This is a genomic window from Streptomyces sp. JNUCC 63, from assembly GCF_054366325.1.
Genome location: NZ_CM135963.1, coordinates 3771159 through 3785108 on the forward strand (window position 1 = coordinate 3771159; position 13950 = coordinate 3785108).

The window sequence follows — 13950 nt, forward strand, 5'->3', positions numbered from 1 at the left end:
AGATGGCCCCCGCGGTCGGCAAGGTGCGGTAACAGGGAGGAAGCGTCTCGTGAGCAGCAGGCCATCCCGAGGCGCTGCTCGCCTCGCTGCCATACTCGACGCGCTGCCCGACGCCTTGGTGCTGGTCAACGCCAACGGCACCGTCGTCAACGCCAACACCATCGCCCTGGAGGCGTTCGAGACGCCGGGGACGGCGCTCGTGGGGCGCGGGCTGCTCGATCTGCTGCCGCAGTTCGACTCCAAGCTGATCCCCGGTTCCATGCGCCGGCCCGACCACATCGACCCGCGCGGACGCACCAAGCCGACCCGGATGACGGCGCGGCGGACCGACGGAAGCGAGTTCCCGGTCGAGGTCACGAGCGCGAATCTGGAGAACAGCCAGCAGGCCTACGACGCGTCCGGCTACACCGGCGACGAGCTGCTGATGCTGGTCGTCCGCGACCTGTCCGGCACCGTCGACACCGAGGCCGAGCTGGCCCGTTCGCAGCGGCAGACCGAGATGATCCTGCGGGCCGCCGCCGAGGGTGTCGTGGGGACCGACACCGACGGGCGGGTCGTGCTCGTCAATCCGGCCGCCGCCCAGATACTGGGTTACCGGGCCGGCGAACTCGGCGGGCGCGAGCTGCACACCCTCGTCCTGCACTCGCGCGCCGACGGCTCGCCCTTCCCGTACGAGGAGTCCCCGCTCGCCGACACCCTGCGCTCCGGGCGCAAGCACCGGGTGCGCGGGCAGGTGCTGTGGTCCAAGGCCGGCGACAAGGTGCCCGCCGATCTGACCACCGCGCCGGTGCGCGACGGCGACCAGCTCGTCGGCGCCGTCATGACCTTCACCGACCGGCGCCCCTACGACGCGCTCGCCGACGAGAAGGCCGCCGCCGAGAAGCGGCACGAGGAGGAGCTCGAGCGGCTCGCCGAGGAGCACGCCTCCGAGCTCACCGCCCTGCGCCAGCAGCACGTCACCGAGGTCGAGGATCTCACCGAGCGGCACGCGGAGGAACTCGCCGCGAACGAGGAGCGGTACGCCGCGCTCGGCGAGCGGGAGAAAGACCGCTACGAGGCACTCGCCGCCCGGCACGAGCAGCTGCTCACACTCCTCGGCGGCTCCCTGCGCGGGCCCCTGGACGAACTGCGCCGCGAGCTGGCCGCTCTCGCCTCCGACGACGCCGGGCAGCTGTGGCCCGAGGCCAACCAGGTGCTGCACCACCTGTCGGCCGGCTACGCGCGGATCACCACCCTCATCGACAACGTCCTCGGCTACCAGCGCCTCGACGCCGGCGGCGAGGAGATCGCCCGTACGAAGGTCATGCTCGACGCGGTCGTCGCCGCCGGTGTCGACGGAGCCGTCGAGCTGATCGGGCCCGGCCGGGTGCAGTTCGCCGTGCACGCGCCGCCCATCGAGGCCGAGGTCGACCCGCGGCGCCTGGCGACCGCGCTCGCGCACCTCGTCGCGGACGTGGCCGGCGTCGACGCGACCGGCAACACGCCCGTGTCGGCGGGCGGCTACATGGACAACACCGTCGTGGTGGCGGCGGCGCAGCGCGGCGAGGTCGTACGGATCGAGGTGCGCGGGCCGTACGCCGGGGGAGACCCGGTGCACGAGCCGATCGTGCGCGGGATCGTCCGGGCGCACGGCGGGGTGCTGCAGACGCACGAGGTGCCCGGGATGAGCGGCAGCGCGTACGTCCTCGAGGTGCCGCTCGGCGGAGGCGCGGGCGTCGTCCCGGTCGAGGTCCAGGGTCCGGCGGCCGGCACGGAGGAGAGCACCTCCGCGGAGGTCGCCGTGCCCGAGCAGCGTGCGGGCGGCGGGCGGCGGCGGGCCCGGCGGGCCTCCACGGACGCGTTCCTCGAGGGTGACGGCGAGGGCGAGACCGCCGGCGCCCAGGCGACTCCGACCGGGCGGCGCAGGCGGCGGGCGGCCGAGGAGTCCCAGGGCGCCGCGCGGATTCCGGCCCGGGAGCCGGGGGCTTCCGGCGGTACGGGGCGGCGGCGCGGGCGGCCCGCCGAGGACGCGGCGGGCGTGTCCGAGGGTGCCGTGGTCACCGCGGCCGAGCATGCCGCGGGCGCGGCGGCCTCGGGTACGGGCCTGGGCGGTACGGTGCCGCCGCAGGGCGTGCCCGCGCCCACCGGACGGCGTGCCCGGCGCGAGATCGGCGAGCCCCAGGCGCTGCCGGCGGCGCTGCCCGCGGCCGCGGACGCGCAGCCCGAGCCGGGCGGTGAGAACCCCGCGGCGCCCGCTGCGCAGCCGACCGGACGGCGTCGCCGTGCCCTGGCCGCGGCGACCGAGCGTGCCGCCGCGCAGGAGGCGGCTCCCCGTACGGTGTTCGCCCTGCCGCCCGCGGGGGTGGACCGGCCGGACGACGGCCCGGAGGGAGCGGGGGCGGTTCAGCTGCCGGCGCAGGGCGACGCTCCCGTCGTCCCCGTGGCGGACGAGGGACGGCACGACGCCGTACCCCACGATCAGGCCGACGACCACACTCCGCCGCAGCCGCACCCGGCGAGCGTGCCGACGGGACGCCGGCGCCGAGCGGTGGCCCAGCCGCAGGAACCCGCCGCAGCGGGCGCGACGCCCGCGCAGGAGGTGCCCGGAGGGGCCGCAGTGCCGGGGACGATGCCTGCGGGGGCCCTGCCCGCGCAGGGCGTGCCCGCAGTGGCCGTGCCCGCGGGGTCGATGCCCGCGGTGGCCGTGCCCGCGCAGGGCGCGCCTTCGCAGGGGGCTGCCGGACCGGGTGTTCCCGCGCAGACCGGCCCGGGTGGCGCGCAGGCGTTGCCGCAGGTCGTTCCCCAGGTGGCTCCTGGGCAGTCGGTCGCGCCCCAGGGGGTTCCGGGGCAGCCGATCGCGCCCCAGGCAGCCCCCGGACAGCCGATCGCGCCCCAGGCAGCCCCCGAACAGCCGGGGGCGGGACCGCAGCAGCCGGTGCTGGGGCAGGTGGCCCTGCCCGCCCAGGGCGGTGCGGTTCAGCCGCTGCCCCAGCAGGGCGTGACGCTCGTACCCGCGCAGAATCCCGCCGCTCCGGCCCAGCAGGCCGCCGCCGGACCGCTCCCGGCGCAGGCCGTGCCGGCCCAGGGCGCACCCGCCCCGCAGCCGGCTCCCGCCGCCATGCCGGCCCCGCCGCAGCCGTGGCCCGGCACCGACGCCACCCCCGGCGCGAGCACCCCCGTACCACCGCACGGCCCCGCCGCCCCCGTACCGAACCCTGTCGGCACGCCCATGCTCCCGGCCCAGGGCACTCCTGCCCCACAGCCCTGGCCCAACGCCGACGCCACCCCCGGCGCGAGCACCCCCGTACCACCGCACGGCCCCGCCGCCCCCGTACCGAACCCTGTCGGCACGCCCATATCCCCGGCCCAGGCCGCCCCGCAGCAGGCCGCCCCCGATACGCCGCCCCACGGCACCCCCGCCTCCGGCACCGCCCTCCCGCCCGAGCAGGCGGCCGGGCAGCCCGCCGTACCGCCGGCGCCCCGCACGGCTCAGCCGCTGCCCGCCGAGGCCGCCGCGCCCGTCGACCCGAACTCCACGCAGGGGCGGGCGTTCAGTGTGCGGACGTTGGGACAGGGCGTGCCGTTCAGCCGGCAGGCCGCGCAGGTGCAGGCGCCGCAGCCGTCGTCGGCCACGCCGCCCCCGCACGCGACCGGCGGCTCCGGCCGCCGTCGCAAGCTGGGCACGCCGCCCGACCCGGCCGCCGCGCGCCCGCAGGCACAGGCGCAGGCGCAGGCACAGCGGCCGGAGCAGACGGCCCGCCCGCACCCGCCGGCCGAGCAGCCCCCCGCGCAGCCTTCCCCGGGCGGGCCCCCGGCGCAGCCCCGGCCGGTACAGGCCACCGACGGTGCCGGACGGTCGTACGCCATAGGAGCCCCGGACCGGAACGCCGCCGAGGGTCCCGAGCCGCTGGACGGCCCCGGCGGTGCGGTGGAGGTCGCGGACTCCCCCCGGCCGCAGCCGATGGACGACGAGCTGCCGCCGGAGCCGCTGGACAACCCGCGCCGGCTGCTCGTCTGGCCGGCCCCCGACGTCACCACCCAGCAGGCGCTGAGCGACCGCGGCTACAGGCCTGTGATCGTGCACTCGCGCGAGGAGGTGGACGCGCAGATCGCGGCCTTCCCCGCCGCACTGTTCGTCGACCCGCTGACCGGGCCGATCACCCGCACGGCGCTGCAGTCGCTGCGACAGGCGGCGGTCGCCGCGGAGGTGCCGGTGCTGGTCACGGCCGGGCTGGGACAGGCGACGCGCGAGGCGGCCTACGGCGCCGATCCCGCCGTACTCCTCAAGGCCCTGGCTCCGCGCGACAGCGAGCAGCACCCGCCGCGCGTGCTGCTGATCGAGGAGCACGCCGAGATCGCGCTGGCGCTGACGGCGACGCTGGAGCGGCGCGGGATGCAGGTGGCGCGGGCCGCGAGCGACAACGACGCGGTGACACTGGCCGGGCAGTTCCGGCCGAACCTGGTCGTGATGGACCTGATGCAGGTCCACCGCCGCCGGGCCGGGATCCTGGACTGGCTGCGGGCGAACGGGCAGCTCAACCGCACCCCGCTGGTCGTCTACACGGCCGCCGTCGACCAGGCGGACCTGCCGCGGCTGGCCTCGGGCGAGACGGTGCTGTTCCTGGCGGAGCGGTCCACCGGCACCGAGGTGCAGGACCGGATCGTCGACCTGCTGGCCCGTATCGGCACCAATTAGCAATCGGTACGCGCGGCATGACGCCGGGCGGGAAGCCCCGAGGCTCCCCACCCGGCCCCCGCGCTCGTCAGATCCGGGTGACGCCCAGCTCCCCGGCCGCGTACTGCCGGCGCAGTACCTTCTTGTCGAACTTGCCGACGCTGGTCTTCGGGACCGCCGTGACGATCGTCCAGCGCTCCGGGAGCTGCCACTTGGCGATCCCGCACTCCTCGGCGAGGAAGGTGCGCAGGGTCTCGAAGTCGGCGGTGGCGCCGTCCTCGAGGACGACGGTGGCCAGCGGGCGCTCGCCCCACTTGTCGTCGGGGACGGCGACGACGGCGGCCTCGGCGACGTCCGGGTGGGACATCAGGGCGTTCTCCAGCTCGACGGAGGAGATCCACTCGCCGCCGGACTTGATGACGTCCTTGGCGCGGTCGGTGAGGGTGAGGAAGCCGTCCGGGCTGATGGTGCCGACGTCGCCCGTCTTCAGCCAGCCGTCCTCGCTGAACTTGTCGGCGGGGCGCAGCGGTTCGGCATCGGGGCCGTTGTAGTAGGCGCCGGCGATCCACGGGCCGCGGACCTCCAGCTCGCCGGCCGACTCGCCGTCCCAGGGGAGGCGTTCGCCGCCGGGGCCGGTCAGGCGGGCCTCGACTCCGACCGGGAAGCGGCCCTGGGTGAGGCGGTAGCCGAACTCGTCGTCCGTGCCGACCGCGTGGGCCGGCGGGCGGGCCACCGTGCCGAGCGGGGAGGTCTCCGTCATGCCCCAGGCGTGGCAGACCCACATGCCGAGCTGGTCGAAGGCCTCCATGAGGGAGGGCGGGCAGGCCGAGCCGCCGATGGTGACCTGGGTGAGGGCGGAGACGTCCCGGGGGCGGGCGGTCAGCTCGGCGAGCAGGCCCTGCCAGATGGTGGGGACGGCGGCGGCGTGCGTCGGCTTCTCGCGCTCGATCATCTCGGCGAGCGGGGCGGGTTGCAGGAAGCGGTCCGGCATCAGCATGTTGACGCCGGTCATGAAGGTGGCGTGCGGCAGGCCCCAGGCGTTGACGTGGAACTGGGGGACGACGATCAGCGAGGTGTCCTGGTCGGTCAGGCCCATGGACTCGGTCATGTTGACCTGCATGGAGTGCAGGTAGATCGAACGGTGGCTGTAGACCACACCCTTGGGGTCGCCGGTGGTGCCGGATGTGTAGCACATGGCGGCGGCCTGGCGTTCGTCCAGCTCGGGCCAGTCGTACGTGGTCGGCTTGTCCGCGATCAGGTCCTCGTACTCGTGCACCCGCGCGTGGGAGCCCTCGAGCGGGGCGCGGTCGCCGGGGCCGGAGACGACGACGTGCTCGACCGTCTTCAGGTGCGGCAGCAGCGGGGCGAGGAGGGGGATCAGGGAGCCGTTGACGATGATCACGCGGTCGGCCGCGTGGTTGACGATCCAGGTCAGCTGCTCGGCGGGCAGGCGCAGGTTGAGGGTGTGCAGCACCGCGCCCATGGAGGGGATCGCGAAGTACGCCTCGACGTGCTCCGCGTTGTTCCACATGAGGGTCGCCACACGGTCGTCGCCGCGGACGCCGAGGTCGTCGCGGAGGGCGTTGGCCAGCTGCACCGCGCGGGCGCCCGCCTCGGCGAAGCTGCGCCGCTGCGGTTCGCCCTCGCCGGTCCAGGTGATGATCTGGGACCGCCCGTGCACCAGCACCCCATGAGCGAGGATGCGGTTCACGGTCAGCGGTACGTCCTGCATGGTGCTCAGCACGGCGTCCTCCCGGGGCGGCGTTGCCTACTCGGTAGTAGGGGTTGCGCAGATTCTGCTCACATACCGATTGGTATGTCACTAGCCCCGGCCGATCGATCACATAATCGCCGCGCGGTTCGCGCCCGCGGGCCCTGCCGGCCCTGCGGACGGATCAGCGCACGAGGCCCAGTTCCGGGTCGTCCCGCAGCTTGCCGAGTGCCCGTGACACCGCCGACTTCACGGTTCCCACCGACACTCCGAGCACCTCGGCCGTCTGCGCCTCGGAGAGGTCCTCGTAGTACCTGAGGACGACCATCGCCCGCTGCCGGGCGGGCAACTTCATGATCGCCCGCCACATGGCGTCGCGCAGCGCCTGCTGCTCCGCCGGGTCGGCCGCGCCGGCCGCCGGCTCCGGCTCGGGCAGCTCCTCGCAGGCGAACTCGTCGACCTTCCGCTTGCGCCACTGCGAGGTGCGGGTGTTCAGCAGGGCACGGCGCACATAGCCGTCGAGCGCCCGGTGGTCCTCGATCCGCTCCCAGGCGGTGTACGTCTTGGTCAGCGCGGTCTGCAGCAGGTCCTCCGCGTCGCTCTGGTTCGCGGTCAGCGACCGGGCGGTGCGCAGCAGTACCGGCTGCCGGGCCCGTACGTACGCCGCGAACGACGGATACGCCAGAGTCTGGGTCGCCGCCGGTACGGCGGCGGTCGACGCGCTGGTGCAGACGGGTGTGGTCATGGCTCCACGCTAGGAGCGGTACCCGCTGCGGCGGATCGCCCGCAGGTCCCGAAGCGGAGTCCGCCTCAGGTTGTAGGGGTGGGGTTGGCCTCACCTCCTGAAGGTGGAGGAGCGGGCCGCGCGCCCTGCGGGTTCTCCCCTGGGTGAGCGCGTCTGCGCGGCGGAGCCGAAGCGCCGCCGCGCAGACGCGTGTCACGTCCCCACAAGCACACCCACAAGAGGGTTCAGGGCCGGCGGCGGGTCCCCGAAGTGCGCGCCGGCCCGCCCCGGCTCACCACAGAGGGGTGAAGTGGACGGCGACGTTCTCGTTGCCCTGCTGGACGGATGTGAAGGGGGAGCCGTTGACCTGGGCGGTGTTGCTCCGGTTCGAGGCGCCGGCGCCGATCGCCTGCTGTCCCGTGGTCGACGAGTTGCCGCTGTTGTTGTGGCCGACGCCGCTGCCCACGACGCCCGCGACGCCCGCGTTGGATCCGTCGCCCGCGATGGCCCCCGTGTCCGCGGCCGCGGCGCCGGTGAAGAGTGCGGCCGCGAGAGGGACGGCCGCGACGGCGGCGAGAACGCGGGCGGTACGGCTGCTTGCCATGTTGCTCCTCCAGTACGAGGTACGCACCGGCTGCCTTGCCGGAAGTACGTGAAGCTGTGAAGTACGGCTGTCACCAGGGCAGTTGGCCGACCGCCCGGGCGGATTCCTCACGACGTCGCAGGATCAGGGTTGCCCACCGGAACCAGGCGAACCACCCCGGAAGGCTCGGTTCCCACGCAAGCGTGAGGACAGGTCGATAAACCTCTGCGGCCACTTTTCCCGCCCGGAAGCTCCACCGTGGAGCGATACGGAACCCTCCCTCCCCAAGCGCCGCAAGGACTGAAGCCGCCCACCGGAAATCCGCCCGAACCGACCGCCCCCGGCGTGTCGCACCCACCCCTCTTCCTTTTTTCGAACTTACGTACGAATATAGAGTCATGGCCACCATCGACCGGCAGGCCACGACGCTGGCCCTCGCACACGCCCTGTCAGCCGCCGAACGCGGCCTGGCCGTCATCCCCCTCTCCCGGACGAAACTCCCGGCCCTGCGCTCCCCGCACCGCGACGACCCGGATCCGGCCGGCCCGCCCTGCCACGGCGAGTGCAGCCGCTTCGGCCACGGCGTGTACGACGCCTCCACCGACCCGGCCCGTATCCGCGCCCTGTTCGCCGCCGCGTCCTGGGCCACCGGCTACGGCATCGCCTGCGGGCTGCCCCCGCACCACCTGATCGGCATCGACCTGGACACCAAGACCGGCACGGACTCCTCCACCGCCCTGCGCGAACTCGCCCTGCGCCACCTGTTCACCATCCCCGCCACCGTGGTCGTCCTGACCCCCAGCGGCGGCCGCCACCTGTGGCTGAGCGGACCACCGGACGTCGTCGTGCCCAACTCGGCCGGGCGCCTGGCACCCGGCATCGACATCCGCGGCGCCGGCGGCTACCTGGTCGGCCCCGGCTCCCGCACCGAGCACGGCGTGTACGCCACCGCCCCCGGCACCGCGCGCCTCGCGCCCGCGCCCTGCCCGCGCGCCCTTCTGCGCCTCCTCCTCCCACCGCCCCGCACGCCCCACCGCCCCTCGCCGGCCCCGGCGGGCCGGCACGGCCAGGGCCTGGTGCAGTTCGTCCTCGGCGCCCACGAGGGCCAGCGCAACACCCGCCTGTTCTGGGCCGCCTGCCGCGCCTACGAGAACGGCATCGGTCCCGCCCTCGTCGCCCCCCCTGGTCGACGCGGCCCTGCACACCGGCCTGACCGAGCACGAGGCCCGCGCCGCCATCGCCTCAGCGGCCCGCTTGACGGGCCACCGGCCGTAAGGTCCTGCGGCGCATGCTCCGCACGAAGAGCGGCACCGAGAGCAGGAGCAGGGCTCCTTCGACGGCCAGGCTGACGAGCCCGAGCATCTCCGTCCAGTTGCCGATGTCGTCGCTGTAGTCGGGCAGGCCCGGGCCCCTGGAGAGGACGTAGCCCAGTATGGGACCGGCAGCGACCCCGATCGCCAGCAGCCACCCCAGTCGGACGAGGCCGACGAGGAGCAGCACGGCGGCGACCACGGCGGCGACCTCCAGGACGTGGTAGGCCACGCCGACGTAATAGGGGTCTCGCGTCACCGTGACGCCGCCTTGGTCCACCACGTGGATGACGGCCACCGCGAGGCACAGCAAAGCTCCCGCCCACCTGGTCACCCAGGTGTCTCGCGGCACCGTCCCGGTGCGGTGTGCCATGCCGAGGTACCTCGCCGTAGCTCTCAGTGGCGCGCGCCCGCCGCTGCGGCGTCAGGCCGCGCCGTGATCCCATGAGCGCGTTCGACTGCCGGACGGGCAACGCGCCGCACCATCACCCGATCTTGGACTGCGTCTGTTCGGCGAGCCTCAGGTGGGTCTGGAGGACAGGCAGGTCCTTGCGTGCCTCGTTGATCACCCGTTGGTCGCTGCCGGTGGAGATCTGCTTCTTGGCGTCGGAGATGTCCATCTTGTGGTCGCTGATCTCCGTTTTCACGTACTGCTTGTCGAACGCGGCCCCGTGCAGGGAGGCCAGCCGCGCCAGCTCTGCGCGCTGCTTGCCGTCCGGGGTGGTCGGGAGGGTGACCCCCAGCTGTGCGGCGAGCTTTTTCATGTCCCTGGAGGACTTGGTGTGGTCGGATGCCAGCCGAGCGCCGAACTGCTTGACGGCAGCGCTGTGGGCGTGGGTCTGGGCCATCTGCCCGCCCTGGATTTCGAACAGGTCTCCGGCGGCGGATGCTTTCATCCAGGCGATGTCCTGCGGCGAGGGGCTGGACGCCGCGAGCGCGGTGCCCGGCGACAGGGCTGCCGCAGCGATGACTGACGCGGTGACCACGACTGCTTTGGGACTGGGCACGATGCCTCTCCTCTCGAAAAAGGCGGGAACGGACCCCGGCTGCACGTGTTGCGGCAGGGTGCGCTTCTGGCGTCGGCAGAGCGAGGCCGCTTGTCCGTCATACGGCGGGTTTCCACTGCTGTGAGTCACGAGCAACACGAACAGCAAAAGGTGAGCAAATAACCCAAAACGTCACCATTACTGGTCAGTACGACCACTGATGGACGGACCGGTCAATGATCGGCTTCCCACGGCGGGCGGGCAGCGAACAGCGCAACGGCCCCTGACCGATGACCTGGTCAGGGGCCGTTCCCGCGACTCGTCGAGCGGAGGCGGTGGGATTTGAACCCACGGTGACATCGCTGCCACGACGGTTTTCAAGACCGTTCCCTTAGGCCGCTCGGGCACACCTCCCCGCGCCGCCCGTGATCGGCGACGCGGGACAAGACTAACGGGTCCGCACGCGCGCGCGTGGGTCAGCCGTTGTCGCCGATGCGGGAGCCGAGGGTGAGGTCCACCGTGTGCTCCTTGCCGGCGCGCTCGTAGGTGAGGGTGACCTTGTCGCCGGGCTTGTGGGTCCAGATCTCGCCGATGAGGGTGGGGCCGGAGTCGATGACCCTGTCGTCGAGCCTGGTGATGACGTCGCCGGGCTTGAGGCCGGCCTTGTCGGCGGGGCCGCCCTGTTCGACCGGGTCGGAGCCGCCGGCGCCCTGCTCGGTGACCTTGGCGCCGTCCGTGGTGCCCTCCAGGGAGACCGACGCGCCGATCTTGGCGTAGACCGGCTTGCCGGTCTTGATCAGCTGCTGGGCGACGTACTTGGCCTGGTTGATCGGGATGGCGAAGCCCAGGCCGATCGAGCCGGACTGGCTGGAGCCGCCGAAGCCGCCGCCGCTCGTGGACTGGATCGCGGAGTTGATGCCGATGACCGCGCCGCGCGCGTCGAGGAGCGGGCCACCGGAGTTGCCCGGGTTGATGGAGGCGTCCGTCTGCAGGGCGCTCATGTAGGACGCCCTGCTGTCGGAGCTGCCGTCGCTGGAGGCCACAGGACGGTTCTTGGCGCTGATGATGCCGGTCGTCACCGTGTTCGACAGGCCGAAGGGAGCGCCGATGGCGATCGTCTCGTCGCCGACGGCCACCTTGTCGGAGTCACCGAGGGGAAGCGGCTTGAGGTCGGAGGGCGCGTTCTTGAGCTTGATGACCGCGACGTCGTAGCCCTGGGCGTTACCGACGATCTCGGCGTCGTACTTCTTGCCGTCGGGGAAGGTCGCGGAGAGCTTGCCGCCGTTCGCGGCGTCGGCCACCACGTGGTTGTTGGTGGCGATGTGGCCCTGAGTGTCGAAGACGAAGCCGGTGCCGGTGCCGCCCCGGCCGCCGGTGCCCTCGGCCTCGATGGTGACCGTGCTCGGCAGCGCCTTGGCGGCCACGCCCGCGATCGAGTTCGGATCGCGCTTGATCTGCGAGGCGCCGGTGTCGGAGGCGGAGACCGTGGTGGAGGTGGCGTCGTCGTTCCTGGCCAGGGTGTAGCCGATGCCGCCGCCCAGGCCGCCGGCGACCAGGGCGGCCACCAGGACCGCGGCGACCAGGCCGCCGCGCCGGCCGGCCGGCTTGGGCGCGGGCTGCTGGTGCTGGTACGGGAAGCCCCAGCCGGAACCTCCTCCCGCGCCGCCGTCGCCGTACGAGGGCGGGGGCGGCCAGGAGCCGTCGACGGGCGAGCCCGTGCCGCCCTGCGGTCCGGAGGCGCCGGTCTCGCCGTGCGCTCCCGGCACGTGCGGGGGCGTGCTGGGGGGCGGGGGTGTGGCGCCGCCCTGGGTGGCCGGATGCGGGGAAGCTGCGGGAGATTCCACCGGCACGGGAGGTGCGGACGGGGCCGGGGGTACCGCGTTGCCCTCGTTCTCGGTGCTCACAGCTCTTCTCCTCGATCCACGGCTGTTGTTGTCGGTCGCACTCGGTCACGCTCGTCACGCCTGCCGGCGACCCGGCCTGCTCCAGCTGTGCATGTGCATGTGTATGTATTCAGTTTTTCCCATGGGCCGTCAGAGCACCATAAGCGGTGGCTGTGGGTCCGGGCTCATTCTTTATATAGGTCATCTCGCATGAAACGGACACATTGTCGACGGTCTCCCACCGCCCCACCTACCCCGCCGCGGTGGCACCATGACGCGGTGACCCACGCACGGCAGCACCACATCCAAGTCGTCGCCCACCGCGGCGCCTCCGAGGCCGCCCCCGAGCACACGCTGGCCGCCTACAGGAAGGCGATCGAGGACGGCGCGGACGCCCTCGAGTGCGACGTACGCCTGACCGCGGACGGCCATCTCGTCTGCGTGCACGACCGTCGCGTCAACCGTACGTCCAACGGCCGTGGAGCGGTGTCGGCCCTGGAGCTCGCCGACCTCGCCGCACTGGACTTCGGCTCCGGACGTGCGCGCGCCTTCTGGCGGGGCCGGGACGAGGAGCCGGACTGGGAGGTGCGGCCGGAGGACCCCGAGGACACCTCGGTCCTCACCCTGGAGCGGCTGCTCGAACTCGTCGCCGACGCCGGGCGGCGGGTGGAGCTGGCCATCGAGACCAAGCACCCCACGCGATGGGCGGGGCAGGTCGAGGAGCGGCTGCTGATGCTCCTGAAGCGGTTCGGCCTGGACGCCCCGGCGTCGGCCGAGGAGTCGCCGGTGCGTGTGATGAGTTTCTCGGCGCGCTCGCTGCACCGGGTGCGGGCGGCCTCGCCGACACTGCCCACGGTCTATCTGATGCAGTTCGTCTCGCCCCGGCTGCGCGACGGGCGGCTGCCGGCGGGGGTCCGGATCGCGGGGCCCTCGATCCGGATCGTGCGCAATCATCCGGCGTACATCGAGCGGCTCAAGCAAGCGGGGCACCACGTGCACGTGTGGACGGTGAACGACCCCGAGGACGTCGATCTCTGCGTCGGCCTGGGCGTCGACGCCATCATCACCAACCGCCCGCACGCGGTCCTGCGCCGGCTCGGCCGCTGACCGGCCGCAGGTCCACCGGGGCTCGGCCACTGACCGGCCGCGGTCCGCCGCCGGTCCGCCGCCGGTCCGTCACGGGCAGATCGCGCCCCGGTCGCGGGCCCGTCGCAGGTCGGCCGCTGATCGGTCGCGGGCCTTGACCGGGGCGGCCGCACTGCACCATCCTCCTTTTTCGGCCACACCGTAGAAATCCAGCCACACGATGACAGGGAGTGCTCCGGCGCGTTCGGTGCGTGTTCGACCGTTTTGAATGCGTCGCCGGACGGCGATCGGCCGGTTTCCGGTACAGGCCAGTGGGGCATCCACACCGTGGCGTGGGGCGAAGGAGGTCTCGGGGGTGGCGTTGGTGGTGGCACAGGAGGTGCCCACGTCGTCGAGCATGGCCGTACCCCATGGTCCTGCGGGCGTGGGGGAAGCACGACACCGGATGCGCGACCAGTTGCGCAGAGGTGGCGTGGCGGAATCGGTCATCGACGATGCCGTACTGGTCCTTTCCGAACTCTTGAGCAATGCCTGCAAACACGGCCGGCCACTGGACGGCGCCCTGGCCGGTGACGGCGACGTCCGGGCCGCGTGGCACGTGGACGCGGGCGGCCGGCTGGTCGTGGAGGTGACCGACGGCGGCGGTCCGACCCGCCCGGCCCCGGCCACCCCCTCGGTCACCGCGCACGGCGGCCGCGGGCTGAACATCATCACCGCGCTCTGCGAGGACTGGGGCGTACGGGACGACGTGGACGGCGAGGTCACCGTGTGGGTGGTCGTCCACGACGACGTGCACGACCCGGATGCCGGCCACCGCCGCGACGACTTCGCCTCCCGGGTCACCGCACCGCCGGTGTCGGCCCTGCCCGAGCTGGGTTTCGCGGACGTCTTCGACGACCTGGACTGAACGCGCACGCGTGCCACATCGCCCGCCCCGTCCACAGGGTCCCGTCGTCGGCGGCGTGAGCGGCTAGGCTCGCGCCCGTACGAGACGAGCCGTAACCGGGAGACAC

General features: G+C 73.2%; 10 protein-coding genes, 1 tRNA gene and 1 pseudogene. 4 read left to right on the forward strand and 8 right to left on the reverse strand.

Annotated elements, in window-relative coordinates; all coding sequences use genetic code 11:
* Nucleotides 1–49 precede the first annotated feature (49 nt).
* The gene (locus ACX25U_RS17290) at nt 50–4675 is read left to right on the forward strand and encodes a PAS domain-containing protein (protein WP_454393077.1); all 4626 of its coding nucleotides are present in this window, start codon (nt 50–52) and stop codon (nt 4673–4675) included.
* A gap of 67 nt (nt 4676–4742) precedes the next feature.
* Here ACX25U_RS17290 and ACX25U_RS17295 read toward each other — a convergent pair whose 3' ends face one another.
* The 3 genes from ACX25U_RS17295 to ACX25U_RS17305 form a co-directional block, all read right to left on the reverse strand.
* Nucleotides 4743–6398 (reverse strand): long-chain fatty acid--CoA ligase, encoded by a 1656-nt coding sequence (locus ACX25U_RS17295; RefSeq protein ID WP_454393079.1) that lies wholly within the window; start codon nt 6396–6398, stop codon nt 4743–4745.
* A 151-nt stretch (nt 6399–6549) separates the two neighbouring features.
* Complete coding sequence (locus ACX25U_RS17300) at nt 6550–7110, reverse strand: SigE family RNA polymerase sigma factor (RefSeq protein WP_454393081.1); 561 nt, start codon at nt 7108–7110, stop codon at nt 6550–6552.
* Nucleotides 7111–7381: 271 nt separating this feature from the next.
* Nucleotides 7382–7693, reverse strand: a complete 312-nt coding sequence (locus tag ACX25U_RS17305; RefSeq protein WP_454393083.1) for a hypothetical protein — start codon at nt 7691–7693, stop codon at nt 7382–7384.
* Between the two features lie 377 nt (nt 7694–8070).
* On the opposite strand from ACX25U_RS17305, the pseudogene ACX25U_RS17310 reads away from it, so the two are divergent.
* Nucleotides 8071–8947 (forward strand): annotated as a pseudogene (locus ACX25U_RS17310) (bifunctional DNA primase/polymerase).
* Here ACX25U_RS17310 and ACX25U_RS17315 read toward each other — a convergent pair.
* From ACX25U_RS17315 to ACX25U_RS17330, 4 genes are all read right to left on the reverse strand, one after another.
* On the reverse strand, nt 8915–9355 hold the full coding sequence (locus tag ACX25U_RS17315) for a hypothetical protein (RefSeq protein ID WP_454393085.1): 441 nt from the start codon (nt 9353–9355) through the stop codon (nt 8915–8917). The pseudogene ACX25U_RS17310 and the gene ACX25U_RS17315 overlap by 33 nt on opposite strands.
* Before the next feature lie 112 nt (nt 9356–9467).
* Nucleotides 9468–9989 carry a DUF4142 domain-containing protein gene (locus tag ACX25U_RS17320; RefSeq protein ID WP_454393087.1) on the reverse strand — a complete coding sequence of 174 codons (522 nt, stop codon included), beginning with the start codon at nt 9987–9989 and terminating at the stop codon, nt 9468–9470.
* Between the two features lie 306 nt (nt 9990–10295).
* Nucleotides 10296–10382, reverse strand: a tRNA-Ser gene (locus ACX25U_RS17325).
* Nucleotides 10383–10444: 62 nt separating this feature from the next.
* On the reverse strand, nt 10445–11872 hold the full coding sequence (locus tag ACX25U_RS17330; protein ID WP_454393089.1) for a S1C family serine protease: 1428 nt from the start codon (nt 11870–11872) through the stop codon (nt 10445–10447).
* A gap of 258 nt (nt 11873–12130) precedes the next feature.
* Here ACX25U_RS17330 and ACX25U_RS17335 point away from each other — a divergent pair, with 258 nt between their 5' ends.
* Entirely contained in the window at nt 12131–12958 is an 828-nt protein-coding gene (locus tag ACX25U_RS17335) for a glycerophosphodiester phosphodiesterase (RefSeq protein ID WP_454393091.1), read from the forward strand.
* A gap of 69 nt (nt 12959–13027) precedes the next feature.
* Here the strand turns inward: ACX25U_RS17335 and ACX25U_RS17340 are convergent, their stop codons facing one another.
* Nucleotides 13028–13336, reverse strand: coding sequence for a hypothetical protein (locus ACX25U_RS17340; RefSeq protein WP_454394886.1), 309 nt, complete (start codon nt 13334–13336; stop codon nt 13028–13030).
* Here ACX25U_RS17340 and ACX25U_RS17345 point away from each other — a divergent pair.
* Nucleotides 13293–13844, forward strand: a complete 552-nt coding sequence (locus ACX25U_RS17345) for an ATP-binding protein (RefSeq protein ID WP_454393093.1) — start codon at nt 13293–13295, stop codon at nt 13842–13844. The two genes, ACX25U_RS17340 and ACX25U_RS17345, sit on opposite strands and share 44 nt — an antisense overlap.
* The last annotated feature ends 106 nt before the right edge of the window (nt 13845–13950 follow it).